Origin of the sequence: Stutzerimonas kunmingensis, from assembly GCF_900114065.1 — a bacterium.
GTDB classification, from domain to species: domain Bacteria; phylum Pseudomonadota; class Gammaproteobacteria; order Pseudomonadales; family Pseudomonadaceae; genus Stutzerimonas; species Stutzerimonas kunmingensis.
Genome location: NZ_FORS01000005.1, coordinates 238,729 through 262,650 on the forward strand (window position 1 = coordinate 238,729; position 23,922 = coordinate 262,650).

General features: G+C 64.9%; 24 protein-coding genes. 14 read left to right on the forward strand and 10 right to left on the reverse strand.

The features are described 5' to 3' along the window. Window positions 1–135 precede the first annotated feature (135 nt). From BM275_RS14535 to argH, 8 genes are all read right to left on the reverse strand, one after another. Window positions 136–2,958, reverse strand: coding sequence for a class I adenylate cyclase (locus tag BM275_RS14535; protein WP_090521978.1), 2,823 nt, complete (start codon window positions 2,956–2,958; stop codon window positions 136–138). A 151-nt stretch (window positions 2,959–3,109) separates the two neighbouring features. Beyond that, window positions 3,110–3,355 (reverse strand): TIGR02647 family protein, encoded by a 246-nt coding sequence (locus tag BM275_RS14540; protein ID WP_014821758.1) that lies wholly within the window; start codon window positions 3,353–3,355, stop codon window positions 3,110–3,112. A gap of 78 nt (window positions 3,356–3,433) precedes the next feature. Then, window positions 3,434–3,877 (reverse strand): hypothetical protein, encoded by a 444-nt coding sequence (locus BM275_RS14545; protein WP_090521981.1) that lies wholly within the window; start codon window positions 3,875–3,877, stop codon window positions 3,434–3,436. A 73-nt stretch (window positions 3,878–3,950) separates the two neighbouring features. Further along, window positions 3,951–4,478: a hypothetical protein gene (locus BM275_RS14550; RefSeq protein ID WP_042926421.1), complete on the reverse strand. Its 528-nt coding sequence runs from the start codon at window positions 4,476–4,478 to the stop codon at window positions 3,951–3,953. A 93-nt stretch (window positions 4,479–4,571) separates the two neighbouring features. Then, window positions 4,572–5,720, reverse strand: a complete 1,149-nt coding sequence (locus BM275_RS14555; protein ID WP_090521983.1) for an NnrS family protein — start codon at window positions 5,718–5,720, stop codon at window positions 4,572–4,574. Window positions 5,721–5,755: 35 nt separating this feature from the next. Further along, the gene (locus BM275_RS14560) at window positions 5,756–6,235 is read right to left on the reverse strand and encodes a GNAT family N-acetyltransferase (protein ID WP_090521985.1); all 480 of its coding nucleotides are present in this window, start codon (window positions 6,233–6,235) and stop codon (window positions 5,756–5,758) included. Between the two features lie 23 nt (window positions 6,236–6,258). Continuing rightward, entirely contained in the window at window positions 6,259–6,804 is a 546-nt protein-coding gene (locus tag BM275_RS14565; RefSeq protein WP_090521988.1) for an AAA family ATPase, read from the reverse strand. Continuing rightward, entirely contained in the window at window positions 6,801–8,195 is a 1,395-nt protein-coding gene (gene argH / locus BM275_RS14570) for an argininosuccinate lyase (protein ID WP_090521990.1), read from the reverse strand. The genes BM275_RS14565 and argH overlap by 4 nt, the downstream gene beginning before the upstream one ends. A 206-nt stretch (window positions 8,196–8,401) precedes the next feature. Here argH and BM275_RS14580 point away from each other — a divergent pair, with 206 nt between their 5' ends. From BM275_RS14580 to BM275_RS14620, 9 genes are all read left to right on the forward strand, one after another. Continuing rightward, window positions 8,402–9,460 carry a sensor histidine kinase gene (locus tag BM275_RS14580; protein ID WP_090521992.1) on the forward strand — a complete coding sequence of 353 codons (1,059 nt, stop codon included), beginning with the start codon at window positions 8,402–8,404 and terminating at the stop codon, window positions 9,458–9,460. Beyond that, the gene (locus BM275_RS14585) at window positions 9,457–10,203 is read left to right on the forward strand and encodes a LytR/AlgR family response regulator transcription factor (RefSeq protein WP_014821750.1); all 747 of its coding nucleotides are present in this window, start codon (window positions 9,457–9,459) and stop codon (window positions 10,201–10,203) included. The genes BM275_RS14580 and BM275_RS14585 overlap by 4 nt, the downstream gene beginning before the upstream one ends. 153 nt (window positions 10,204–10,356) lie before the next feature. After that, window positions 10,357–11,295, forward strand: coding sequence for a hydroxymethylbilane synthase (hemC, locus tag BM275_RS14590; protein WP_090521994.1), 939 nt, complete (start codon window positions 10,357–10,359; stop codon window positions 11,293–11,295). Beyond that, entirely contained in the window at window positions 11,292–12,062 is a 771-nt protein-coding gene (locus tag BM275_RS14595; protein ID WP_090521996.1) for a uroporphyrinogen-III synthase, read from the forward strand. Before hemC ends, BM275_RS14595 begins: the two co-directional genes overlap by 4 nt. 16 nt (window positions 12,063–12,078) lie before the next feature. Next, window positions 12,079–13,272, forward strand: coding sequence for a uroporphyrinogen-III C-methyltransferase (locus tag BM275_RS14600; RefSeq protein ID WP_090521998.1), 1,194 nt, complete (start codon window positions 12,079–12,081; stop codon window positions 13,270–13,272). Continuing rightward, the gene (locus tag BM275_RS14605) at window positions 13,269–14,489 is read left to right on the forward strand and encodes a heme biosynthesis HemY N-terminal domain-containing protein (protein ID WP_090522000.1); all 1,221 of its coding nucleotides are present in this window, start codon (window positions 13,269–13,271) and stop codon (window positions 14,487–14,489) included. The genes BM275_RS14600 and BM275_RS14605 overlap by 4 nt, the downstream gene beginning before the upstream one ends. Window positions 14,490–14,596: 107 nt before the next feature. Beyond that, entirely contained in the window at window positions 14,597–15,088 is a 492-nt protein-coding gene (locus tag BM275_RS14610) for a disulfide bond formation protein B (protein ID WP_014821745.1), read from the forward strand. 258 nt (window positions 15,089–15,346) lie between these two features. Further along, complete coding sequence (locus BM275_RS14615) at window positions 15,347–15,814, forward strand: Rsd/AlgQ family anti-sigma factor (RefSeq protein WP_014821744.1); 468 nt, start codon at window positions 15,347–15,349, stop codon at window positions 15,812–15,814. Window positions 15,815–15,916: 102 nt separating this feature from the next. Further along, window positions 15,917–16,771, forward strand: coding sequence for an AlgP family protein (locus BM275_RS14620; RefSeq protein WP_090522002.1), 855 nt, complete (start codon window positions 15,917–15,919; stop codon window positions 16,769–16,771). Here BM275_RS14620 and BM275_RS14625 read toward each other — a convergent pair. Beyond that, window positions 16,747–17,223: a TIGR02444 family protein gene (locus tag BM275_RS14625; RefSeq protein WP_090522004.1), complete on the reverse strand. Its 477-nt coding sequence runs from the start codon at window positions 17,221–17,223 to the stop codon at window positions 16,747–16,749. The genes BM275_RS14620 and BM275_RS14625 overlap by 25 nt on opposite strands. Before the next feature lie 69 nt (window positions 17,224–17,292). Here BM275_RS14625 and BM275_RS14630 point away from each other — a divergent pair, with 69 nt between their 5' ends. The 5 genes from BM275_RS14630 to BM275_RS14650 are packed head-to-tail and all read left to right on the forward strand — an operon-like array spanning window position 17,293 to window position 21,704. Next, window positions 17,293–19,203, forward strand: a complete 1,911-nt coding sequence (locus tag BM275_RS14630; protein WP_090522006.1) for an ATP-binding cassette domain-containing protein — start codon at window positions 17,293–17,295, stop codon at window positions 19,201–19,203. Further along, a complete protein-coding gene (locus BM275_RS14635) occupies window positions 19,200–19,781 on the forward strand; it encodes a mechanosensitive ion channel domain-containing protein (protein WP_044315182.1) in 582 nt (193 codons plus the stop codon). Before BM275_RS14630 ends, BM275_RS14635 begins: the two co-directional genes overlap by 4 nt. 8 nt (window positions 19,782–19,789) lie before the next feature. Continuing rightward, window positions 19,790–20,551 (forward strand): TerC family protein, encoded by a 762-nt coding sequence (locus BM275_RS14640; protein ID WP_023446103.1) that lies wholly within the window; start codon window positions 19,790–19,792, stop codon window positions 20,549–20,551. A gap of 50 nt (window positions 20,552–20,601) precedes the next feature. Next, window positions 20,602–21,234 carry a LysE family transporter gene (locus tag BM275_RS14645; protein ID WP_044315180.1) on the forward strand — a complete coding sequence of 211 codons (633 nt, stop codon included), beginning with the start codon at window positions 20,602–20,604 and terminating at the stop codon, window positions 21,232–21,234. Window positions 21,235–21,248: 14 nt separating this feature from the next. Then, window positions 21,249–21,704: a YaiI/YqxD family protein gene (locus BM275_RS14650; RefSeq protein ID WP_090522077.1), complete on the forward strand. Its 456-nt coding sequence runs from the start codon at window positions 21,249–21,251 to the stop codon at window positions 21,702–21,704. On the opposite strand, the gene BM275_RS14655 is transcribed toward BM275_RS14650, so the two are convergent. Beyond that, the gene (locus tag BM275_RS14655; protein WP_090522008.1) at window positions 21,679–23,817 is read right to left on the reverse strand and encodes a putative bifunctional diguanylate cyclase/phosphodiesterase; all 2,139 of its coding nucleotides are present in this window, start codon (window positions 23,815–23,817) and stop codon (window positions 21,679–21,681) included. The genes BM275_RS14650 and BM275_RS14655 overlap by 26 nt on opposite strands. Window positions 23,818–23,922 lie beyond the last annotated feature (105 nt).

Consider the following 23,922-nt stretch of genomic DNA (forward strand, 5'->3'; position numbering starts at 1 on the left):
GATCGGGCTGGTAGCAGCTTTCCGCAGCTCTGCCTTTGTTGGCGCGAAAAGCGTTGGATAGCCACTGCGCAATGCAGCTGGTTCGTCAGGCCGGAACCTCGTCGAGACGCTGACTGAAGCCCCGTCAGCGCCCTCTTATGACTCCATTGCCGCGTTCAGCGCCGCCTCCAGGCGCGCCTTGTAGCGTAGGTGTTGCACAGTCTGGCTGCGTCCGCTGCCGTGCAGGCCAGTGAGGTCGAGGTCGGTGATGTAGCAGGGGTAGCGTTCACCGTCGCGGCGCCGGGAAATGATCGTGCGTGTCACGGCGGCGAACAGCTCGGCACCATATTCCAGGCCGGAAAACTCCTGATGGTTACAGTACAGGGTGACCTGCGAGCGACCGTTTTCGCCCGCCTCGACAATCGCCTGCACGTCGTAGAACGGATCGTTGACCTCGCCCTGGGGCGCCGGTCTTCGTTCCAGTTGTGCCGGTCGGGCGCCTTGTCCGGGTTGAATGCGGTAGAAGAGGATCGCCGGGTCGACCAGCTCCTGGCTTTGTCCGGGCTGCTGCGCGTTACGCCGATACAGCATTGACTCGAGAAAGCGCATCAGCGGGCGCAGCAGGGTGCGCTCGTCGCGATAGGGCAGCTGCTGGCGCCAGAGGGCATTGCATTCATCGAGTACGCTGAGTTCGGCGATTTCCCCGGCCGTGCGGTAGAACACCTGCAGGCATCCCGGGCGGCCTTGCGCAAGAATCAGCGCCAGATCGTCACCGTCCAGCGCCGCACGATCGAGCCGGAACGGGCTGTAGGCGTGGTGAGCCTCGCCAAGGTGTTCGAGCAGTGCGGCGCGATCGCTCAGGTGGGTGAGACGCAGCGCGTTCGCCTCGCGCTGCAGCATGTGGAAATGCTGGCGAACCTGAAGCAGGTAGCGTCCATGAGCGACGCTGGCAAGGCTCTGGCGGGCATCCTCGAATATCTGCTCGACTCGCCGCGCGATGGCCTGTCCGCGATTGCGGGCGAAGCAGAAGACCTGCAGCTGCGGTGCCTGCACGACCCGCTCGAGGCTATCCAGATAATCGCGCAGGCACAGTGGCAGCGCCTTCGGCCCTTCGTAGCGGGTCACCAGCAACTCGTTCCAGCTGTTGAGCGTGACCTGATCCACGCTCAGCACCAGGCTTTCCGGCGCCGCGTTCAGCATCGACTGCTCGCCGATGGCAGATGCTGTCGGGGCTTGCTGGGTGGGGTCCAGGCCGATGTTGATCAGCAGCAGCACCCGGCTGGGTTTGCTCGCGGCCAGTAGCGCTTCTTCGTCCACCGGGCATAGCGGCATCGGCAGCGCACGGCGCAGGTCGCTGAACAGGGCGAACAGTTCCGCTTCGCTCAGGCCGCTGTCGCCAGGGAACAGGGACAGGTGGGTGCTGACATCCACCACGCCGTTGCGGTGACACCAGGCCAGCAGCGCGACCAGCTCGCGAGAGCGCTTCAATGGGGCGAAATTGCTCAGTTCCGGCGCGGTGAGCTGGCCCTGATAGAGCGACCAGCGCACGTCGCCCGCAGCGTCGTAATCGTGCACCAGGGTCAGGCTGTGTTCAGCCATATCCGGCGAGATACCAAGATTGACCACCTCGACCTTGCCGGCCTTGCGTTCGATCGCGGCGTACAGGCGACGACCCAGCACGCCGAGGTCGCGACTGGTGAGCGGACTGGTGGCCTGAAGGCGTCGGGTGAAGTCGCTGAGAAAGCGATAGCCGTAGGTCAGTTCGTTGACCAGCATGCGACGTTCCTGGCTGACCTGACGCACTTTCCAGTGGCTGCGGTTGTCGAGCAGTGCGAACTGCCGCTCGTCCCAGCGCCAGTCGTGGGTCAGCCGCTCGAGCAGGCTGCGCTGCCAGCTCTTGTTGCGGTTGACCGGTGGCCGGCTCAGTGGGCGATTGATCTTCAGGTACAGGCAGCGCCGCGCCAGCTCCAGGCGCTCGTGGTCGCCGCGCGCGCCGAGGTAACGCTCGATGGCAAGGTAGGCGGCGATATACGGGTCGAGCTCGTTCAGATCGAACCGCCCTTGATAGATGGCCTGTTTGAAGTCCAGGGCCAGGCAGCGCAGCTGCGGATACTGGCTGGCATACACCTCCACCAGCAGCAGCTTGAACAGCGATTTGTAGGGCGAGGCTATGGCCTTGTAGAGCTGCCAGAGTCCGGCGCCGACGAACTCGCCGGGCGGCACCTGGCCCAGGTGGCCGAGGTCGAGTACTTCGTCGGCGCGCACGAAACGCTTGGCCAGCAGCGTCGCCACATACTCGTCGTAGCGGTGCTCCTCGTAGTCCGGCACCAGCCACCAGAGCGGGATGCGCCCGCCGAGCCAGAGTGCCGTGCGGTAGAACTCGTCGAGCAGCAGGTAGTGCTGGGTGGTGCCGCAGTCATCGGAGGTCAACCTGGCTTCGCGCTGGCCCTGATTGAAGCGCTGCGGATCGACCAGAAAGAAGTGCGCTTCGCTGCCCTGGCTCGCCGCCCAGGCTTCCAGCAGTTCGCACTTGCGGCGCAGTTCCTCGATCTGGCCGGCGTCCAGGGCGGGATCGTGGCAGACCCACACGTCCAGATCGCTGTGCTCGTCCTGCGCCACGGTGCCGAGGCTGCCCATGAGGAACAGGCCGAGTATCGGCTGCGGCAGTTTTCCGCGCGCCGGCTTGTAGGCGAACGAGCGGCTCAGGCGCTGTGCTTCGGCGAGCTGCTCGGCGTCCGGCACGAAGTGCGCGAGTCCGGCAGGGGTAGTCGCCGAGACATAGCCGGGGAGAATCGGATGGTTGACGTGAAACAGCAGCGGCAGCAGCTTGAGTACCTGCTGCTGGCGCGTCGACATGGCCTGCAGGGCCCGCTCCAGGCGTGCGGAGTTGACCGCGAGAAAGCGCGCCCGCAGCGTGGTCAGCACCTTGCGGTCGATGCCTTCTTCGAGAATCGGGTGGATGTGCTGGGTGCGGGTCATTGTGGTTCGTGCAGGCGAGGCTAACCCCTGTTCATCGGCCAATCGGCGTGCGGCTTGAGGCGCGGCGCAAGTTTGCCTGCAGTGAGCGACCAACGGCCAGGGCCGGCGTCATCCGTGCCCTGGACTGGTGAAGCGGAACGGCATGGCGATGTCAGGCCGTGACGGTTTCCGAGAGGATGGTATGCAGCGTTTGCGCCTGTTCGGCCGCGTCGCGGCCAAGGCTGGTGAGGTAACCGCCGTCGGCCTGGGTGATCAGGCCCTTGGCGTGGAGGCGGCCAAAAGCGGCGATGGTGGCGGGGCTGGCTTCGTGATGCACCTTCAGCCCTTCCTGCAGATTTTCCAGATTGAACTGTCGGAGTACGTCCAGTTCGGCAACCAGCTCAGGGGTGTACGACATGCTCGCTCCTCGGATGGTGGGCTCATGCCCTGTTTGCTGAGTGTAGATGCTGTCGGTGGCCCTGCCTTGATCCAGATCCTATTCGGATGCTTCCGGCAGTTCCGGCAGCTTGCGCAGCATGGTCTCGTAGGCGGCACCGTCGAAAGGGCGGTCTTCGCTGAGCATCGTGCGGATCTCATGGGCCAGGACCAGGGCCATCATCTGCAAGCATTCGTCGCGCTCGTAGCCGACCAGGGTGAGCTTGTTCAGCGTGGCCTGGGTAGCCGCGGGCTCGCCGGCTTCAAGTTGGTTCTCGATTGCCTGGATCAGGGTCGACTCGGCGAAGGCTTCATCTTCATCGTTGCTGGGGTTTTCTTGCGCCATGGCGGGGGTCTCGTCGAGCGGTGCCGGGTTTTCTTCGTCCAGCTGGCAGATCGTGCAGCTGCCGTCATCCGGCCGGTTGGTTTCGACGTAGCGTACCCGTCGCTGGGCGGCCTGGCGATCAGCATCGACGCGATAGCGGGGGCGGTCTGAATCGGACATGGGGTTCCTCCATACGGATGCGTCCAGCTAAGCACCTGCTGCCGCGTGGGGCAATGCGGCGTTGTGCGGTGCGTCAGTCCATCAGGCTCAGGGCCAGGCAGAGCAGGCCAAATGCGCTCCAGACCAGCGAGAAGATGATCGGCGTGCGCAGCGAGAACAGCAGGGTGCGCTTGTAGCGATGCCCGCCGACCGGGCTGTTACCTTCGCCGAACAGCGCCGATTCGTTGTTGGGCAGCATACCGACGCGGCCTTCGAGCTGCAGCAGTTCGGACTGTTTCTGATGCCAGCGTTCGATGACGTCGAAATTGGACTTGATGCCGGGCATCGCGTGCAGCGATGTGATCAGGCCGAGCACCGAGAGGATCGCCGGCACCACCAGGCGGAACAGCTCGCCCCACTCAGGGTTGCTGTTGGCCATCGACGAGGCAAAGGCAATCATCAGGAACGATTGTGACGACAGGTAGGCGCTGGTGCGTTCGGCCAGCAGGGAAGATTCGAAATGGATTTCGGAGCGGTAGAAGATCAGGCGTTCCTTGGGCGAGTCGAAGAGCTCGGCGCCCTGGGTGTCCTGATTCAGCAGCAGGGTGCGCAGATCGGTCATGCAGGCCTCGGCGAATGCGACGGCGGACATGGGAGGAATCGCCGGCGGTTGCATGTAGGTCAAGCGTAATGCGCGAGAGTTCCGGTCGATGACTCAGTGATTAGCGTTGCCGCGAGGACTATCCGAATGGGCGTCGCGACAACGCCAGAGCAGCAAGGTCAGCGCCATAAAGGCCAGCGACCAGCAACCGGCGGCGAGCAGCAGCCAGGCCGGGTTAGGCTGACTCAGCAGGGCGGGCAGCACGCGAGCCAGCGCGGCCAGGCTGATCAGCAACGCCACGCCCTGTATCCAGGGCTGCGCCGCGGGATCGCGGAAACGGTAGATCAGCCGCGTGCGGGCCATGACCGCGAAAGTCAGGCTGCCCAGCGCGCCGACGGTCAAAGCGTGCAGCGTTGCGTTCAATGGCAGCGCCGGTAGCAGCGTACCCAGGCCAAGCAATAGCAGGCCAATGGCGAGCCAGGCATAGCCGAGCAGCAGCGTCAGCAACTCCGGCCGCGCGCAGCGCCAGGGTTGCCAGCGCAGCAGGCGGATGGTCGTGAGTACGGCAGCGGCGACCAGTACGGCGCCGGTGAGTTGCCGGGTGAGCGGCCAGGGCAGGAGATTCAACAGCAGGGCGAGGCCGAGCAGGATCAGCACGGCGCCTTCGATATGCGGCTGCACCCGCGCATCCAGTCGCCATCCCCGGCTCTGCGCGTAACCGGCGACGGCTGGCGCGATGATCCGTCCGCCCATGAAGAACATCAGGGTGGCGAGCAATAGCAGCGCCTCCTCCAGCATGAGGCGGTCGAAGCCAGCTCCAAAGCCGCCGCTGGCGATGGCGCTGAGCAGACTCAGCCCGGCGACCACGGGTGCGACGCTCTGGTTACGCCATTTCTTCGCGGCGCCGAGAAAGCGCGGCAGCACTTTCCAGGCAAGGCCGGTGGCAAAGATCGCGGCGCTGGCGAGTGCCAGCCATGAACCCGGCCACAGCAGGAAGCTCAGTCGTGCGAGCGCCCAGCAGCCGAGCAGCGTCAGGGTAAAGCGCAGTCGCTGCGGGCCGAGCAGGTAGCCGGCGATCACCGCCAGGGCGAAGCCGAAGAGCATTTCGTGGGCGTGACCGGCGGATGTGGCGAGCCCGGGCAACGCGGGAAGCAGGCCAAGTAGTGCCAGTACCGAATACGGCAGAATCAGTGCCGCGTAGAGCGCGGCAGCCGGGAAGAACCAGGCATTGGCAAAGGGCAGGCGCGCTTTTCGCGGCGGCATCGCGGCGGGTGGCGCAGGCGTGCTGGAACGATTGCTCAACCGGCCGCGAACTCTGACAGTGCGTCGCCGGCAAGGCGGTAGCCGATCCACTCGTTCTGCGGCCTGGCGCCGATGGATTCGTAGAAGTCGATGGCTGGCTGGTTCCAGTCCAGCACCGACCACTCGAAGCGCCCGCAGCCGCGTGCCACCGCCAGTTTTGCCAGATGACGCAGCAACGCCTTGCCGGCACCGACGCCACGCTGCTGCGGGGTGACGTAAAGGTCTTCCAGATACAGGCCGTGCTTGCCCAGCCAGGTCGAGTAGTTGAAGAAATACACCGCATAACCGATCGGCTCGCCGTCCAGCTCGCAGATCAGGCCATGGGCGGTGCTGCCGTCGGCGAACAGGCTATTCTCTATGCCGGCGACGTCGCTCGTGACCTCGTGCTCGGCCTTTTCGTAGATGGCCAGGTCGGTGATAAAGCGCAGGATCAGCGCGGCGTCTTCGCGAACCGCGGGGCGAATGTGCAGAGACATTACAGGCAGGCCCTCAATAAGGTTTAACGGGACGACAGGTTCGCCAGAAAGGCGTTGATGGCCTGCCGTGAGTCCAGTCGTAGGTATTGGCAGGATGGCGGTGCGTTACGCATTTCCTCGGCGTAGCGCTGCCGGTAAATCGGGTGGCGGGTCCACGACCAAGCCAGGATGGATTGGCGTGGGTTCAATTTGAATAAATTGCTCCAGCGCTCGCGGTTGCCATTCCACAACTCCTCACGGCAGGCCAGGCGTCGCAGGGTGCGCCAGATGACCTGGCGCATTACCGTGTGGCGTGGCAGATCCAGCCAGATCACCATGTCCGAGCGCTCTCGCACCAACGGTCGCACCGCCGAATAATTGCCTTCTGCGACCCAGTCGTCGCCCTGCAGCGCATCACGGGTCGCCTGCTGAAACTGCTCGGTAGGCAACGGCAGCCAGCCCGGTTGATGGAACAGGGCATCCAGCTCGATATGGCGATAACCGAGCTGCTGCGCCAGATGGCGCGACAGCATGGTCTTGCCGGCACCTGAACAGCCGACCACCGAAATACGGCGGCCAGACGTGATCATCTGGTCGTCAGCAGATTCTTGCCACGAGCCACCGCGGCGCGCACCTGGTTCGGCGCGGTGCCGCCGATATGGTCGCGGGCGTTGACCGAGCCTTCCAGGGTCAGCACGGCGAACACGTCGTCAGTGATCTGGTCGCTGAACTGGCGCAGCTCATTGAGGCTCATCTCGGCCAGGTCCTTGCCGTTCTGCACGCCGTACTTCACCGCATGGCCGACGATCTCGTGGCAGTCGCGGAAGGGCAGGCCCTTGCGCACCAGGTAATCGGCGAGATCCGTCGCGGTGGAGAAGCCGCGCAGCGCCGCTTCGCGCATGATTTCGCGCTTGGGTTTGATCGCCGGAACCATGTCGGCAAAGGCGCGCAGACTGTCGCGCAGGGTGTCGGCGGCGTCGAACAGCGGTTCCTTGTCTTCCTGATTGTCCTTGTTGTAGGCGAGCGGCTGGCCCTTCATCAGCACCAGCAGGCCGGCCAGCGCGCCGAATACGCGGCCGGTCTTGCCGCGCACCAGCTCAGGTACGTCCGGGTTCTTCTTCTGCGGCATGATCGAGGAGCCGGTGCAGAAGCGATCTGGCAGGTCGATGAACTGGAACTGAGCGCTGGTCCAGAGCACCAGCTCTTCGGAGAAGCGCGACAGGTGCATCATCGCCACCGAGGCGGCGGCACAGAATTCGATGGCGAAATCGCGATCGGACACGCCATCCAGCGAGTTGCCGGAGATCGCTTCGAAACCCAGCAGTTCGCAGGTGATCTCCCGCTGGATCGGATAGGTGGTGCCGGCCAGCGCGGCCGAACCCAGCGGCATGCGGTTGGTGCGCTTGCGGCAGTCGACCAGGCGCTCGTAGTCGCGGCTGAGCATCTCGAACCAGGCCAGCAGATGGTGGCCGAAAGTCACCGGCTGCGCGGTCTGCAGGTGGGTGAAGCCGGGCATGATGGTGTCCGCTTCGGCTTCCGCCAGACCCAGCAGGCCTTCTTGAAGACGGGTAATTTCGCCGAGGATCAGGTCGATTTCGTCGCGCAGCCACAGGCGGATGTCGGTGGCGACCTGGTCGTTGCGCGAGCGGCCGGTGTGCAGCTTCTTGCCGGTCACTCCGATGCGGTCGGTCAGGCGTGCTTCGATGTTCATGTGCACGTCTTCCAGGTCGACGCGCCAGTCGAAGGTGCCGGCTTCGATTTCGCCCTGGATGTCTTTCAGATTGGCGATGATCTGGTCACGCTCATCGGCGTTCAGCACGCCGGCTTTTTCCAGCATCGTCGCATGGGCGATCGAACCCATGATGTCGTGGCGGTAGAGGCGCTTGTCGAACTCGACGGAGGCGGTGAATCGGGCGACGAAGGCGTCGACGGGCTCGCTGAAACGGCCGCCCCAGGACTGGTTGGTCTTGTCGGTGCTCATGTATGCGCTCGCTGAAATCCGAAGGCTGAGGAAAGGCGGCGATGATAACAGGGATGGCGCCGCTGTCGGGGACGTCGCCGCTACGGCGGCGAAGGGTGAGCTGGCTGGCAATTCCGGATTATTCCACTTGGCTGACCGGCGCCCGGCTTGCCGTTGACCGGGTGTGCAAGGAAACTGCCGGGCAGGTAAACCACAGGCTGAAGCGCGTGAAATCCACTGCCGTATCCGATGACTTCTTCGTCCCCGAGCTGTGCCAGCCCGATGCCTTGCTTGGCCTGGTCCTGCTCGCCGAGTTGCTGGTGTTCGTGCTGGTGCTGGCCGAGCCGATGCAGCCTGGCTTTGACTGGATGCGGCTGGCGCTGACGTCGTTGTTCGTGCAGTGGATCGTGCTGCTCTCGGCCGGCACCATGTGTCTGCTGCGGCCCGTGTTGGCGCGTCTGCGCACTGCCTTCGCCGGGCTGGCCTGCTGCGCGCTGGTGGTCGGGCTGACCCAGGCCTGCACCGCGGTGGCCGATATCTACCAGCTCGGCGGCCCGCTTTCGCGCGACGGGGAGGTCAATCTCTACCTGCGTCACGCGCTGATCAGCCTGATCATGTCCGGGCTGTTGCTACGCTATTTCTATCTGCAGAGTCAGTGGCGCCGCCAGGAGCAGGCCGAGCTGCGGGCGCGGATCGAGTCGCTGCAGGCGCGCATCCGTCCGCATTTCCTGTTCAACAGCCTCAACAGCATCGCCGCACTGGTGGCCAGCGATCCGGTCAAGGCCGAGCAGGCGGTGCTGGATCTGTCGGACTTGTTCCGTGCCAGCCTGGCGCGGCCCGGCACGTTGGTGGCCTGGAGCGAGGAGCTGGAGTTGTCGCGGCGCTACCTGTCGATCGAACAATATCGTCTGGGCGACCGTCTACAGATGGACTGGCAGGTCGCCGGCGTACCGGACGATCTGCCGATTCCGCAGCTGACGCTGCAACCGTTGCTGGAGAATGCGCTGGTGTACGGCATCCAGCCCCGTATCGAGGGAGGTGTGGTGAGCGTAACCGCCGATTATGTCGATGGCGTGTTTCAGTTGGTGGTCAGCAACCCCTTCGACGAAACCGCTCAAGCGCAGGCTTCACGCGGGACACGGCAGGGTCTGCAGAACATCGACGCACGATTAGCGGCACTTTTCGGTCCGCTAGCGAGTCTCAGCGTGGAGCGCCGTGAAGGCCGCCATTACACATGTCTACGCTATCCATGTGCGAGACAAACGCAGGAAGCCAGATCTATATGAATGTCCTGATTGTCGATGACGAACCTCTAGCCCGCGAGCGCCTCAGCCGACTGGTAGGTGACCTCGACGGCTATCGTGTCCTCGAGCCCGCTGCCAGCAATGGCGAAGAAGCACTGACGCTGATCGAGGAACTGCGCCCTGATGTCGTGCTGCTGGATATCCGCATGCCGGGGCTAGATGGCCTGCAGGTTGCAGCCAGGCTTTGCGAGACGGATGCGCCGCCTGCCGTGATCTTTTGTACTGCCCATGATGAATTTGCTCTGGAGGCTTTCCAGGTCAGCGCGGTTGGCTATCTGGTCAAGCCGGTGCGCCCGGAACACCTCACCGAGGCCTTGAAGAAGGCGGAACGGCCGAACCGAGTGCAGCTCGCTGCGTTGACCCGGCCGGCAGCGGTTTCCGGTGCCGGGCCACGCACCCACATCAGCGCGCGTACCCGCAAGGGCATCGAGCTGATTCCGCTGGACCACGTGATCTACTTCATCGCCGACCACAAGTACGTCACCCTGCGCCACATCGGTGGCGAGGTGCTGCTGGACGAGCCGTTGAAGTCTCTGGAAGACGAGTTCGGCGAGCGCTTCGTGCGTATCCACCGCAACGCGCTGGTGTTCCGTGATCGTATCGAGCGCCTGCAGCGCACGCCGCTCGGGCATTTTCAGCTGTTCCTCAAGGGGCTCGAGGGTGAGGCGCTGACGGTGAGCCGTCGCCATGTTGCCGGTGTGCGCAAGCTGATGCAGAACCTCTGAACCAGTACGGTTCGCTGCGTTGGAGACCGTCAGCTCGTGCAGCTGGCGGGCGCCGGCGCGGTGGCGTGAAACCCCTTTACTTGATTCCGGCCAACCCAGGCTGGTTGTCCGGCCTGTTATCATCGCCGGCAATTCACTGTTCTGGAATTGCCCATGTCTCGCGAAATTCGCATCGCTACCCGCAAGAGTGCCCTGGCCCTGTGGCAGGCCGAATACGTCAAGGCACGCCTGGAGGCGTCGCACCCAGGGCTGAAGGTCAGCCTGGTGCCGATGGTCAGCCGCGGCGACAAGCTGCTTGACGCGCCGCTGGCGAAGATCGGCGGCAAGGGCCTGTTCGTCAAGGAGCTGGAAACGGCCCTGATGGAGAACGAAGCGGACATCGCCGTGCACTCCATGAAGGACGTGCCGATGGAGTTTCCCGAAGGGCTGGGCCTGTACTACATCTGCGAGCGCGAAGACCCGCGCGACGCCTTCGTCTCCAATCATTTCGACGACCTCGATGCGCTGCCGCCCGGCAGTGTGGTCGGCACCTCGTCGCTGCGCCGTCAGGCCCAGCTGCTGGCGCGTCGGCCGGACCTGAAGATCCAGTTCCTGCGCGGCAATGTTAACACCCGACTGGCCAAGCTCGATGCTGGTGAGTACGACGCCATCATCCTCGCTGCCGCCGGGCTGATCCGCCTTGGCTTCGGTGAACGCATCCGCTCCAGCATCAGCGTCGACGAGAGCCTGCCGGCCGGCGGTCAGGGTGCGGTCGGCATCGAATGCCGTACCACCGACAGCGAACTGCATGCGCTGCTGGAATGCCTGAACCACGCGCCGACCGCGACACGTGTCGTCGCCGAGCGCGCCTTGAACAAGCGCTTGAACGGCGGCTGCCAGGTGCCGATCGCCTGTTACGCGGTGCTCGAAGGCGACCAGCTGTGGTTGCGCGGATTGGTCGGCCAGCCGGACGGCACCGTGCTGCTGCGCGCCGAAGGCCGTGCGCCCGCCGCCGATGCCGAGGCGCTGGGTGTGCAGGTTGCCGAAGCGCTGCTGGATCAGGGCGCGGAGCAGATTCTCCAGGCAGTCTACGGCGAGGCTGGTCACGCGTGACCGGCTGGCGCCTGCTGCTGACCCGGCCGGCCGAGGAGTGTGGCGCGGTTGCGGCGGTATTGGCTGAAGCCGGGATTCACAGTGCCAGCCTGCCGCTGCTTGCGATCGAACCCTTGCCGGAAACCGCCGAGCAGCGCGCGACGGTTCTCGAGCTGGATCGCTACTGCGCGGTCATTGTGGTCAGCAAGCCGGCGGCCCGGCTGGGCATCGACCTACTCGACCGCTATTGGCCGCAGCCACCGTTCGCCCAGGCCTGGTTCAGCGTCGGCGCCGCCACCGGCGCCATACTCGCCGACTACGGACTGGACGCCAGCTGGCCGGAGCGCGGCGACGACAGCGAGGCGCTGCTGGCGCTGCCGCGGCTCGGCGAGGCGTTGGCCCGACCCGATCCGAAGGTGCTGATCCTGCGTGGGGAGGGCGGCCGCGAGCTGCTCGCCGAGACATTGCGCGCGCGCGGGGTGCAGGTGGATATCCTCGAGCTGTACCGGCGCTACCTGCCCGATTACCCCGCGGGAACACTCGCCGCCACGCTCCGCTCGGAACGGCTCAACGGCCTGGTGGTCAGCAGTGGGCAGGGTTTGCTGTCGCTGCGTGAGCTGGCGGCCGATACCTGGCCCGAAATGCTTGAGCTACCCTTGTTCGTACCCAGTCCGCGGGTGGCGGAGATGGCTCGGCAGCTGGGCGCCAAACGAATTGTGGATTGCCGCGGCGCCAGCGTCGCGGCCTTGCTGGCGGCGTTGCGGGAAACCGCGGTGACCGCCTCCTGAAGCAAAGGATGGAAACGTGAGCGAAGCAGACTCCAAGAAAGAACCGCTGCAACCCCCCGCCAGTGAGCCGACCCCCGCCGTCGATCCGGTCAAATCCGCCAAGCCTGCGCCATCCCGGCCGGCGTCCAGCGGTGGCGGGAAGTCTCTTGCGGCTCTGGCGCTGCTGGTCGGGCTGGGCGGTGTGGCGCTTGGCGGCTATGGCGTCTGGCAGCTGCAGCAGCTTGGCGCCAGCGAGGATCGTCAGCTCGAAGCCCTGCAGAGCGCCGATGAGAAGGCTCGCCAGCTGGCCGAGCGTGAGCGTGAGCTGGCGGCGCGTCTCGGCCGGCTGGAGCAGCTGCCTTCGGCTAGCGAGCTGGAGGAGCGGCGGCGCTTGCTGTCGGCATTGCAGAGCGATCAACAGCGCCTTTCCGGGCGTGTCGAGCAGGTGCTCGGCGCCAGTCGCGAAGAGTGGCGCCTGGCCGAGGCCGAACACCTGCTGCGCATGGCGATGCTGCAGCTCTCGGCCATGCAGGACGTGAACAGCGCCGAGATGCTGGTGCACGAAGCTGACCTGATTCTGCAGAAACAGGACGATCCCGGTGCCTACAGCACGCGGCAGAAGCTGCTGGAAGGGCTCGAAGCCCTGCGCAGCCTGCCGGAGCTCGATCGCACCGGGCTGTTTCTGCAGCTCGGCGCCTTGCGCAGGCAGACCGCTCAGCTCAGCGCGCTGGCACCGGAGTTCGTCAATGGCGAGGCGCAGTCGGAAAGCGCGCAGGACAGCCGCTGGCAGCGCTGGCTGAACGAGCTGACGCGCTATGTGCGTGTGGAGTTCGATGCCAGCGGCGACGTCAAGCCGCTGCTCGCCGGACAGACCCTGGGACAGGTGCGACTGGCCCTTTCGCTGGCCATCGAGCAGGCCCAGTGGGCGGTGCTCAATGGCAATGCCGAGGTCTACCGGCAGTCGCTGGAGCAGGCCAGCTCTGTGCTCAAGGATCACTTCAGCGAAGACAATGGCCAGGCGAGTGGCCTGCGCAAGCGTCTCGACGAGCTGTCACGGCGCGAGGTGGAGGTGACCCTGCCTGATCTCGCGCCAGCATTGCAGGCGCTGCAGGGCTACGTGCAGAAGCGTGAGCGCGGCGATGAGGCGCAAGCGCCGGAATCGTCTGAATCCTCAGATTCGCCGGCTCAGCCCGAGGTCGAGAATGAGGCGCAGGAGGCTCAGCGCACATGAAACGTCTGGCTCTTGTATTCATCCTTCTGCTGGCGATCGCGGGCTTTCTCGGCTGGGCAATCAGCCAGAGTGCCGGCTACGTGCTGATCACCTACGACCAGTTCCGCTACGAATCCAGCTTCTGGGTATTCCTCGCACTGGTCGCCTGCCTCTGGCTGGTGGCCATGGTGGTGCACTGGTTGCTCGGGCTGCTGCAGGTCTCCGGGGCGCTGGTCAACCCCTGGTCGCGCCGGCACCGCGCCCGGCGGGTGGAGAAGGCTTCTCGCCGCGGGTTGCGCGAGCTTGCCGAGGGGCAGTGGGCGCCGGCGCTGGGGCATCTGCAGTTGGCGGCAGAAAAGGATCAGCAGCCGCTGGTGCATTACCTGGGTGCTGCGCGCGCAGCCAATGAGCTGGGTGAATATGCGCAGAGCGACGAGCTGCTGCAGAAGGCGCGCGAGCGCGAGCCCGAGGCGGCACTGGCGATCGGCCTGACGCACGCGCAGCTGCAGATCGCCCGCGGCCAGTATGTCGAGGCGCGCGCATCGCTTGGTGAACTGCAAAACGACCATCCGCGTCACCCTTACGTTCTTACCTTGCTCCAGCAACTCTACGTGCAGCTGGAGGACTGGTCGGCGCTGTGCCGGTTGCTGCCGGAGCTGCGCAAGCACCGCGTACTGCCACCGGCACGCCTGAACGAGTTGGAAGTGCTGGCCTGGACTGCCGCGGTGGAGCAGGCCGGTCAGCCCTCCGAGCTGCCTGCCGAGACCAGCCTCGAAGCGCTGAACCAGCGCTGGCAGACCGTGCCCAGCGCGCTGCGCGGCGAGCCATTGGTGGTGCGCGGCTATGCGGATGGGCTCGCTCGTCTCGGCGCCCAGGCGAAGGCCGAAGAGGTGCTCTACACGGCGATCAAACGCCAGTTCGATGATCGCCTGGTCGAACGCTATGGAAGGGTGCAGGGCCGCGATCCGGCGCGCCAGCTCGCACACGCCGAAGGCTGGCTCAAGGATCATCCGCAGAACCCGGTGCTGCTGCTGGCGCTGGGGCGGATCAGCCTGCGCAACGAGCTGTGGGGCAAGGCGCGTGATTACCTGGAAGCGAGTCTGCGCTTCGATCATCGTCCGGAAACCTGTGCCGAGCTGGCGCGGCTGCTGGCTCAGCTGGGTGATACCGAAAGCAGCAATCGGCTATTCCAGCAGGGCGTGGTTCTGCTCGATCGCAATCTCCCGGCCACCTTGTGATCGGTTAGTCAGGTCCGCCATGTGGCGGGCCTGACGCTGCCGCGCAGCTTGTAAGCCTATCGACGTTTCCACTACCGTAGCGAACTTTTCCAGCTAGTGGAGCCATCATGCGCCTGGCCAGCCCTCGTTCCCTGTTCGCTCTCGCCTCTCTGGGCAGCGCCCTGCTGATCGCCATCGCGCTCTACATGGAGCACGTGATGGGGCTTGCGCCTTGCCCTCTCTGCATCGTCCAGCGCATCTGCGTCATCGGTTTCGGCCTGATCTGCCTGGCCGCGGCGATTCACGGGCCGGCAAAGACGGGGCGGCGCGTCTACTCCGGTTTCGCCTTGCTCTTCGTGGCTGCCGGCGCGGCCACGGCGATTCGCCAGATCTGGTTGCAGAGCGTGCCGGCCGATCAGCTGCCGAGTTGCCTGCCGAGCCTGGAATACATGATGGAGGCGTTGCCGTTTCAGGAGATCGCGCGGCTGGTGCTGCACGGTACCGCCGAGTGCGCCGAGGTGAGCTGGACCATGCTCGGTCTGAGCATCCCCGAGTGGAGCCTGCTGGGCTTCATCGGCATGGCCATCGTCTGTGCGTGGCAACTGCTGCGTCGCGACTGAACCGATCTTTACCTTCCCCCGGCGAACTCCCGTCACGCTTGTGCGGTCTTCTTCTCGACGTGCGGCATCCCCCGGTGCCGCTGCGCTCGCAAGATTCGTCGGCATTTTGCTTGATGCTTCGAGCAGCGCGGCATAGTCTGCTCGTGCGGTGACGAATTCTTGCCACTCGTCACAGTCACTCACCCAAAGGCCGATACCGAAAGACAAAAACGTCTCGGAATGGCGTAAAGCAACATCGATTAGGGAAGTGAGGTCATCATGCTCGAGAGCTGTCGGAATGCCCAGGAACGCTGGGGTGGTGTACATCTGCTGATCGACCGTTGGTTGAACGAGCGCCACGCGCTTATCAATGCGTACGACGGGCTGCATACCGAGCGAGACGATGCCGCCGCTCGCCAGGCCCTGCAGCGGTTTTGCGAATATCTGGTCGACTACGTCTCTGCCGGCCACTTCGAAATCTATGAACAACTACTCGCCGAGGCCGAAGCCTTCGGTGATGCTCGCGCCATCGAACTGGCCAAGCAGATCTATCCGCGTATCGAAACCATCACCCAGGTCTCGCTGGGCTTCAACGATCGTTGCGAGAAGGGCGACTGCCTGGGTAGCCCGGGCTTGGCCGATGAGCTCAAGAAACTCGGTCAGCTGTTGCATGAGCGGTTCGAACTGGAAGACTGCCTGATCGAGGTGCTGCATACCGCGCACAAGCAGGCGGCTGCTCCGGCCTGAGATCTTCCATCCGCTGCGGCGGGTGTGGCGCTTCGCGTCCCCTGGCGGCCACCTGGCGGGCCGTCTAGTATGGGGGCATCGTTCCCGCCAGGAGGCACTTTCATGCCCGCGAAGAAGAAGTCGGTCACCACTCCGCTGCATCTGTTGCAGCAACTTTCCCACAGTCTCATCGAGCATCTGGACAAAGCCTGCAGCCAGGCGATCAAGGATGCGGAAAGTGCGCTCGCCAAGCTGCAAAAGCAGCGTGGCAAGGCGCAAGACAAATTGACCAAGGCGCGCGCCAAGCTCGACGAGGCCGGCAGCACGGGCAAGACCAAGGCGCAGACCAAAGCTCGCTCCCGGCTCGGCGAGCTGGAAGAATCCCTTGCATTGCTGCAGAGCCGGCAGAGCGAAACCCTGACCTACCTGGCCGACCTCAAGCGCGATGCCGAGCAGAGCCTGAAGCTGGCTCAGGGCATCCGCAAGGTCGCAGATGACGCTGACAAGGCCTTGCGCGCCCAGCAGCAGGCGACGGCCGTCAAGCCCGCCGCAACCTCCCGTCCGGCAGCGCGCAAGCCGGCCAGCAAGGCCGCCCCGACTGCAGCCAAATCGGCAGCAGCATCCGCCAAGGCTCCGACCACCAAGGCAGCGACAGTGCCGGCGGCTAAAACGCCAGCCAAGGCTCCAACGAAAGCACCGACCAAGACAGCAGCGAAGACATCAGCTGGCGGTGCCGCGGCCAAGCCTGCAGCCTCACGTCCTGCAACGGCCAAGGCACCGGCTCGCGCCCGCTCGGCTACTGTGGCCAAACCCGCTGCGGCCGCGCAATCAGCTGACAGTGCAGCGCCCGCCGCGGCTGACTCAGCGGCCAAGCCTGCGACTGCGAAGCCCGCCGCCAAGGCCGTGGCGAAAAAGCCTGCCACTCGCAAACCTGCAGCCAAGCGCACCGCGACTCAGACACCGGCCAGCTCCAGCTGAGTCTGATAGGCCGCGTTGCGCAGGGTTTCCAGCGCAACGCGGCAACTACCTTTCGGCGCAAGAGCACTCAACCACTGGTTGGCGACAGCGCTTTCGTCCCATTCGCGGCTTGCCGTCTGTAGCCGTTCCAGCAGGCTGCGCTCGGCTTGCAGTTCCAGTGTCTTGAGTTTTTTGCGCAGTTCTCGCAGCGCTTCGTCCTGTTCAGCCGGCGAGCGCCATGCCTGACGCAGTTCTCGCAGCGGCTCCACCACTATGTGTCGCCAAGGTGCGGCGACCTCTTCCAGCGCACACATCCGCTCCAGATTGCAGGCCACCCCGCGTGCTTCCAGCCAGGCCGCGCAGATCAGCACACAGACGTCCGCCCCCTGACTTTGCAGTTCCAGGCAGGCAGTCTCGACCCCCTCTCGTGCGTAGCAGTTGAGGGCAAACGTCCAGATATCCAGGTTGGGCATAAGTGGTACGCCTTTTTTTGCGGGTGGCCCGGCTGGCTTTCCAGGCGAACTGATAAACTCGCCGGCATTATGATCCGACTCCAGAACCTCACTCTACAGCGTGGCCCTCAGCGTTTGCTGGAAGGCGCCGAGCTGACCCTGCACCCCGGCCAGAAGGCCGGCCTGATCGGCGCCAATGGTGCTGGCAAATCCACCCTCTTCGCGCTGCTGCGTGGCGAGCTGGTGCCCGACGGCGGCGATTGCCAGTTGCCGCCGGACTGGCGCATCGCGCACATGCGCCAGGAGATCGATACCCTCGATCGCCTGGCCGTGGACTATGTGCTCGATGGCGACGTCGAGCTACGGCGCATTCAGCGCGAACTTGCCGCCGCCGAACAGGCCCACGATGGCAACGCACTGGCGCGTCTGCACACCGAGTTGGACAACGTCGACGGCTACAGCGCCGACGCCCGCGCGCGCAAGCTGCTCGCCGGGCTGGGCTTTGCCAACGAGCAGATGACGCTGCCGGTCAGCAGCTTCTCCGGTGGCTGGCGCATGCGTCTCAACCTTGCTCAGGCACTGATGTGCCCGTCCGACCTGTTGCTGCTCGACGAACCGACCAACCACCTCGATCTCGATGCGATCCTCTGGCTCGAGGACTGGCTCAAGGGCTACCCCGGCACCCTGCTGCTGATTTCCCACGACCGCGATTTCCTCGACTCGGTGGTCGATCACGTCATCCATCTGGAACAGCGCAAACTGACGCTCTACCGCGGCGGCTACTCGGCCTTCGAAAGAACTCGCGCCGAGCGTCTGGCGCAGCAGCAGCAAGCCTTCGAGAAGCAGCAGGCGCAGCGCGCCCACATGGAAAGCTATATCCGCCGCTTCAAGGCCCAGGCGACCAAGGCACGCCAGGCCCAGAGCCGGATCAAGGCGCTGGAGCGCCTCGAAGAACTGGCGCCGGCGCACGTGGACTCGCCGTTCGACTTCCGCTTCCGCGAGGCGGACAAGGTGTCCAGCCCCTTGCTAGACCTCGCCGAAGGGCGCCTCGGCTACGGCGAAAAGGTGGTGCTGGACAAGGTCAAGCTGCAGCTGGTGCCCGGCGCGCGTATTGGTTTGCTGGGGCCGAATGGTGCCGGCAAGTCAACGCTGATCAAGACACTCTCCGCTGAACTGGCCCCGCTGTCCGGCCGCCTGCAGCGCGGTGAGAACCTGGCGGTCGGCTATTTCGCCCAGCATCAGCTGGATTCGCTCGATCCCAAGGCCAGCCCCTTGCTGCACCTGCAGCGCATCGCTCCGGCCGAGCGCGAGCAGACGCTGCGTGATTTTCTCGGCGGCTTCGATTTCCGCGGCGCGCGCTGCGACGAGCCGGTGCTGAATTTTTCCGGCGGCGAGAAAGCGCGCCTGGCCCTGGCGCTGATCGCCTGGGGCAAGCCCAACCTGTTGCTGCTCGACGAACCGACCAACCACCTCGACCTGGAAATGCGTCTGGCCCTGACGCTCGCCCTGCAGGATTTCGAAGGTGCGGTGCTGGTCGTATCCCACGACCGTCATCTGCTCAAGAGCACCACCGACGAGTTCCTGTTGGTCGCCGACGGTCAGGTGCAGAGCTTTGACGGCGATCTCGAAGACTATGCACGCTGGCTGGTGGATTACCGTGCGCGCCAACAACCCGTGGCAGGCGGCGAGCCGGCGGCGGACAAGACCGACAAGCGCGCCCAGCGTCAGGCCGCCGCCGCCCTGCGCCAGCAGTTGGCGCCGCACAAGCGTCAGGCGGACAAGCTGGAGAAGGACCTGGCGACGGTGCACGAAAAATTGGCCGAGCTGGAAACGAACCTGGGTGACAGCGCGCTTTACGAAGTGGCACGCAAGGACGAGCTGCGCCAGCTGCTGGCCAAGCAGGCCGAGCTGAAGGTTCGCGAAGGCGAGCTGGAGGAAGCCTGGCTGGAGGCGCTGGAAATACTCGAGAGCCTGCAGGCGCAACTGGAGGCCAGTGCATGAGCGAACCCTGGCTGACGTTGGTCGAAGAGTGGCGCTTGCAGTGGATGCTGGGTTTGCAGGTGCTGTTGATTCTGCTGGTCGCCTATGTGCTGCAAAGGGTGGTCGCCCGTGGATTGACTCGGCTGTCGTCGCGCTACCCGTTGCCGCCGGAACTGCTGATCCCGGTGCGCGGCGGCATCCGCTGGTTCATCATCGGCGGCGCGCTGATCATGGTACTGGAGCGCTTCGGCGTCTCTGCCACCGTGCTGTGGACAGCCATCTCCGGGTTCGTCGCGGTGGCGGCCATCGCGTTCTTCGCGATCTGGAGCGTGTTGTCCAACCTGCTCTGTGCGGTGCTGATCCTCACGGTCGGCCCGTTCCGGCTGGGCGATGTGGTGGAAATTGTCGAGGCTTTCGACAAGCCGATCGTCAAGGGGCGGGTCATCGACATCAATCTTGTCTACACCACCCTGGAAGAGGTGGCCGAAGCCGGCACCGGCGCCATCGTGCAGGTGCCCAACAGCCTGTTCTTCCAGAAGGCCGTACGCCGTTGGCGTGGCAGCGAAGTGCAACTCTATAACCGTAACCCCAACGAGTAAGAACCCTCATGGAATGGCTCAGCAACCCTGAGATATGGGTCGCCTTTCTGACCCTGACCGCCTTGGAAATCGTCCTCGGCATCGACAACATCATCTTCATTTCGATTCTGGTCAGCCGCCTGCCCAAGGAACAGCAGCCGAAGGCGCGCTTCTTCGGCCTGGCGCTGGCCATGGGCACGCGGATCCTGCTGCTGCTATCCATCGCCTGGGTGATGCGCCTGACCAATGACTTGTTCACGGTGCTGGGCGAGGGCGTTTCCGGGCGCGACCTGATCCTGTTCTTCGGAGGCCTGTTCCTCCTGTTCAAGAGCACCATGGAGATCTGGCACAGCGTCGAAGGCGAGGAAGAGGAGCAGGCTGCGGGCGGCGCCGTGGTAAAGGCCGGGTTTATCGGGATCATCCTGCAGATCGCGGTGATCGACATCATCTTCTCGCTGGACTCGGTGATCACAGCGGTCGGTCTGGTGCAAAACGTCCCGGTGATGGTCGCGGCGATCGTCATCGCGGTGCTGGTGATGATGCTGGCTGCCGGTACCATCAGCGAGTTCATCGACAAGCATCCGACGCTGAAGATTCTGGCGCTGTCGTTCCTCATCGTCGTCGGCACGCTGCTCATCGCTGAAGCCTTCGATGTGCATGTACCGAAGGGCTACGTCTACTTCGCCATGGCTTTCTCGCTGGGCGTCGAGGCACTGAACATTCGCATGCGCAAGGCGATGAAGCGCAAGCTCAAGGAGCCGGTAAAGCTGGGCAAGGGCTCGCCGGACTGAACCGAAGCGCCGGCCGGGCGGCCGGCGCTCGTTGAATGGAGGTAATCAGCATGTCTCTGGAATCCTGGCTCGCGTTCTTCGTTGCCTGTTGGGTGATCAGCCTGTCGCCGGGTGCCGGCGCTATCGCCTCGATGTCCTGCGGGCTGCAGTACGGCTTCTGGCGCGGCTACTGGAATGCCATCGGCCTGCAGCTGGCGTTGGTGCTGCAGATCGCCGTGGTTGCGGCGGGCGTCGGTGCGGTGCTGGCCACGTCGGAACTGGCATTCAGCCTGATCAAGTGGTTCGGCGTCGGCTATCTGCTCTGGCTGGCCTGGAAGCAGTGGCAGGCGCAGCCCGAGGCGCTGGATGATTCCGCCGCCCCGCGACCCATCGGCAGGCCGCTGAGCCTGATGCTGCGCGGGTTTGTGGTCAACGCCAGCAACCCCAAGGCAATCGTTTTCATCCTCGCCGTACTGCCGCAGTTTCTCGACCCGCAGCGGCCGTTGCTGCTGCAATACAGCGAGATGGCCGCGACCATGGTGGTGGTCGACCTGATCGTCATGGCCGGCTACACCGGGCTGGCGGCGAAAGTGCTGCGGCTGTTGCGCACGCCGCGTCAGCAGCGCCTGGTCAACCGCAGTTTCGCCGCAATGTTCGCCGGCGCGGCGGCGCTGCTGGCGACGGTAAGGCGCGCGGCGGCATGAACGAGGCAACCGCCATGCGCGTGTGGATCGATGCCGATGCCTGCCCGCGCGCAGCCAAGGACCAGGTGATCAAGTTCGCCCTCAAACGGCGGTTCGATGTGCTGCTGGTTGCCGGCCAGAGCCAGGTCAAGCCGGCGTTCGCCTGCGTGCGGCTGATCGTGGTGCCGAGCGGGCCGGATGCAGCCGATGACTATCTGGTCGAACATGCCGCCCCGGGTGACCTGGTGATCTGCAGCGACGTTCCGCTGGCAGATCGACTGGTGAAGAAGGGCGTCGCGGCGCTCGACCCTCGCGGTCGCGAGTTCGACGAGCGCAACATGGGCGAGCGGCTGGCGGTGCGCAACCTGTTCAGCGATCTACGCGATCAGGGCCAGATGGGCGGCGGTCAGGGGGCCTACAGCGAGCGCGACCGCCAAGCCTTCGCCAATTCCCTGGATCGCCTGCTCACGCGATTGTCGCGCCCGCAGTGAGCGGCCGCCGCGCGGCCAGCCAGTCGCGCAGTGCCGACAATGGCAGCGGGCGGCTGTAGTAGTAGCCCTGGATGTAATCGCAGCCGTTTTCGCGCAGGTAGGCCAGCTGTACCTCCTCCTCGACGCCTTCGGCCACCACCTTGAGACCGAGTTTATGCGCCATGGCGATTATCGCCGCGGTGATGGCGCGGTCATTGGCCTGCTCGGCGATTTCCTGAACGAAGGCGCGGTCGACCTTGAGGGTGTCCACCGGCAGCTTGCGCAGGTAGGCCAGCGAGGAATAGCCGCTGCCGAAATCATCGATGGACACCTTCACCCCGAGCTCACGGACGGCATCGAGAGTGCGCACCGCCGCGCCTACGCTGTTCATCAGCGCATTCTCGGTGACTTCCACGGTCAGCCGCGCCGGGTCGAGACCGGTACGTTCGAGAATGCGCGCGACGACCTCCGGCATCTGCAGATTGGACAGGTTGAGCGCTGAGCAATTGACCGCTACCCGCAGGTCGTAGCCCTCATCGAGCAAGGCGACCAGGTCGGCACAGGCGCGGCGCGCGACCCAGGCGTCCAGCTCGGCGACGAAACCGTGTTGCTCGGCCAGACCGACGAAGCGCTCGGGACTGATGAAACCCTGCTGCGGATGCTGCCAGCGCACCAGCGCCTCGAGGCTCACCGGCTCGCCGCTGCGGCCATCGACGATGGGCTGATAGTTCACGCTGAGGAGGTTTTCGTTCAGTGCCCGGCGCAGGTCCTGTTCCAGCGACAGATCCTCCTGGGCGCGCAGTTCCAGCGCGGGGTTGAAGCGCAAGCTGCGGTTGCGGCCGCTGGCCTTGCACTGGCCGACCGCGAGGCCGGCGTGGCGGAACAGCGCATCGAAGTTCAGGCCGTCTTCGGGGTACTGGCTGATGCCGATGCTGGCGGTCAGGCGCAGCTGGGTGTCGCCGAGGGTGAAGGGCGGGCGCAGCTGTTCGAGGATGTGGTTGGCCAGCGCTTGGGCCTGCTCCCACTGGCCGAGGGTCAAGACGCAGAACTCGTCGCCGGAGAAGCGCGCCAGCATGTCGTGCTGACCGAGTACCGCACGGATTCGATGCGCCGCCTGTTGCAATGCCAGGTCGCCGCTGCGGTGGCCGAGGCTGTCGTTGATGCGCTTGAAGTTGTCCAGATCCACCACCAGCACGGCCAGCGCCTGACGTTCCTCGCGCGCGGCCAGGACCTGGGTGACCATCTCGGTGAAGGCGCGACCGTTGAACAGGTTGGTCAGCGGGTCGTAATGGGTCATCGCGTTGAGCTGGTGCTCGGCCTGGTCGAGTGCCTGGCGTTGCTCGCTGAAGCGCTGTTCGGCCCAGCTGGCGGCGATGCCGGTGACGATCACCAGCAGCGCGACCAGACCGATTGCCGATGCGAGGACGGCATGCTGGCCGCCGTGACTGCCGAATGGGGCGGTGTGCTCCAGCATGTGGGCGGGGACTGCCAAGGTCAGCGCATGCATGCCGGTGTAGTGCATCGAAACGATCGCCGCACCCATCAACAGGCTGCAGAGCAGGCGCTGCCAGTGCTGATGCCGGCTCTGGCTGGCGCGGAAGTGATATCCCAGCACCAGTGCGGCGATCGAGGCGCCGATGGCGATCAGCACCGAGGCGGCGAAGGCCAGCGGTGCGTAGTAGAGCGTGGCCAGCGAGCGGATCGCCGCCATTCCGGTGTAGTGCATGGCGGCAATGCCGATGCCGGCGGCCGTTCCGGCCATCGCGTACTGCGGAATGCTGAGGCGATCGCGGCCGAGCAGATGCATCACCACATAGGACACGGCTATGGCGATCAGCAGCGAAAGCAGGGTAATGCGATGGTCGTAGCTGATGTCCAGCGGTGCGCTGAAGGCCAGCATGCCGATGAAATGCATCGACCAGATGCCGCCGCCCAGGGTGAACGCACCGACCCAACGCCACAATTCGCGACCGCGCGGGCTGCCACTGCGGCTGACCCGCTTGGCCAGCGCCAAGGCGGTGAACGCCGCCGCGCTGGCGACCAGGTAGGAAAGAACGACCAGCAGCGGGTCGTGACTGTGGCCAAGCAGAGCGATCTGGTCGGCGGGAAGCTCGGAAAACAGGAGTCTGGACACGCGGCGGCACTCGAACAGTTCGGGCGTCCTGCCTCGTGGAGATAGTGGCTCATTGCCATCTTCGGCCAGAGTGTACGAGAGGTCACTCTGGCCGCCAATCTCCTA

What these genes read in the sequence shown, in the direction of transcription:
- BM275_RS14555 (WP_090521983.1), bottom strand. Translation starts at nt 5,720, where the DNA reads ATGCCGCCGCGAAAAGCGCGCCTGCCCTTTGCCAATGCCTGGTTCTTC.
- BM275_RS14535 (WP_090521978.1), bottom strand. Translation starts at nt 2,958, where the DNA reads ATGACCCGCACCCAGCACATCCACCCGATTCTCGAAGAAGGCATCGAC.
- BM275_RS14565 (WP_090521988.1), bottom strand. Translation starts at nt 6,804, where the DNA reads ATGATCACGTCTGGCCGCCGTATTTCGGTGGTCGGCTGTTCAGGTGCC.
- BM275_RS14625 (WP_090522004.1), bottom strand. Translation starts at nt 17,223, where the DNA reads ATGCCCAACCTGGATATCTGGACGTTTGCCCTCAACTGCTACGCACGA.
- BM275_RS14645 (WP_044315180.1), top strand. Translation starts at nt 20,602, where the DNA reads ATGTCTCTGGAATCCTGGCTCGCGTTCTTCGTTGCCTGTTGGGTGATC.
- BM275_RS14540 (WP_014821758.1), bottom strand. Translation starts at nt 3,355, where the DNA reads ATGTCGTACACCCCTGAGCTGGTTGCCGAACTGGACGTACTCCGACAG.
- BM275_RS14550 (WP_042926421.1), bottom strand. Translation starts at nt 4,478, where the DNA reads ATGACCGATCTGCGCACCCTGCTGCTGAATCAGGACACCCAGGGCGCC.
- BM275_RS14605 (WP_090522000.1), top strand. Translation starts at nt 13,269, where the DNA reads ATGAAACGTCTGGCTCTTGTATTCATCCTTCTGCTGGCGATCGCGGGC.
- BM275_RS14560 (WP_090521985.1), bottom strand. Translation starts at nt 6,235, where the DNA reads ATGTCTCTGCACATTCGCCCCGCGGTTCGCGAAGACGCCGCGCTGATC.
- BM275_RS14650 (WP_090522077.1), top strand. Translation starts at nt 21,249, where the DNA reads ATGCGCGTGTGGATCGATGCCGATGCCTGCCCGCGCGCAGCCAAGGAC.
- BM275_RS14545 (WP_090521981.1), bottom strand. Translation starts at nt 3,877, where the DNA reads ATGTCCGATTCAGACCGCCCCCGCTATCGCGTCGATGCTGATCGCCAG.
- BM275_RS14620 (WP_090522002.1), top strand. Translation starts at nt 15,917, where the DNA reads ATGCCCGCGAAGAAGAAGTCGGTCACCACTCCGCTGCATCTGTTGCAG.
- BM275_RS14585 (WP_014821750.1), top strand. Translation starts at nt 9,457, where the DNA reads ATGAATGTCCTGATTGTCGATGACGAACCTCTAGCCCGCGAGCGCCTC.
- argH (WP_090521990.1), bottom strand. Translation starts at nt 8,195, where the DNA reads ATGAGCACCGACAAGACCAACCAGTCCTGGGGCGGCCGTTTCAGCGAG.
- BM275_RS14635 (WP_044315182.1), top strand. Translation starts at nt 19,200, where the DNA reads ATGAGCGAACCCTGGCTGACGTTGGTCGAAGAGTGGCGCTTGCAGTGG.
- hemC (WP_090521994.1), top strand. Translation starts at nt 10,357, where the DNA reads ATGTCTCGCGAAATTCGCATCGCTACCCGCAAGAGTGCCCTGGCCCTG.
- BM275_RS14610 (WP_014821745.1), top strand. Translation starts at nt 14,597, where the DNA reads ATGCGCCTGGCCAGCCCTCGTTCCCTGTTCGCTCTCGCCTCTCTGGGC.
- BM275_RS14640 (WP_023446103.1), top strand. Translation starts at nt 19,790, where the DNA reads ATGGAATGGCTCAGCAACCCTGAGATATGGGTCGCCTTTCTGACCCTG.
- BM275_RS14630 (WP_090522006.1), top strand. Translation starts at nt 17,293, where the DNA reads ATGATCCGACTCCAGAACCTCACTCTACAGCGTGGCCCTCAGCGTTTG.
- BM275_RS14615 (WP_014821744.1), top strand. Translation starts at nt 15,347, where the DNA reads ATGCTCGAGAGCTGTCGGAATGCCCAGGAACGCTGGGGTGGTGTACAT.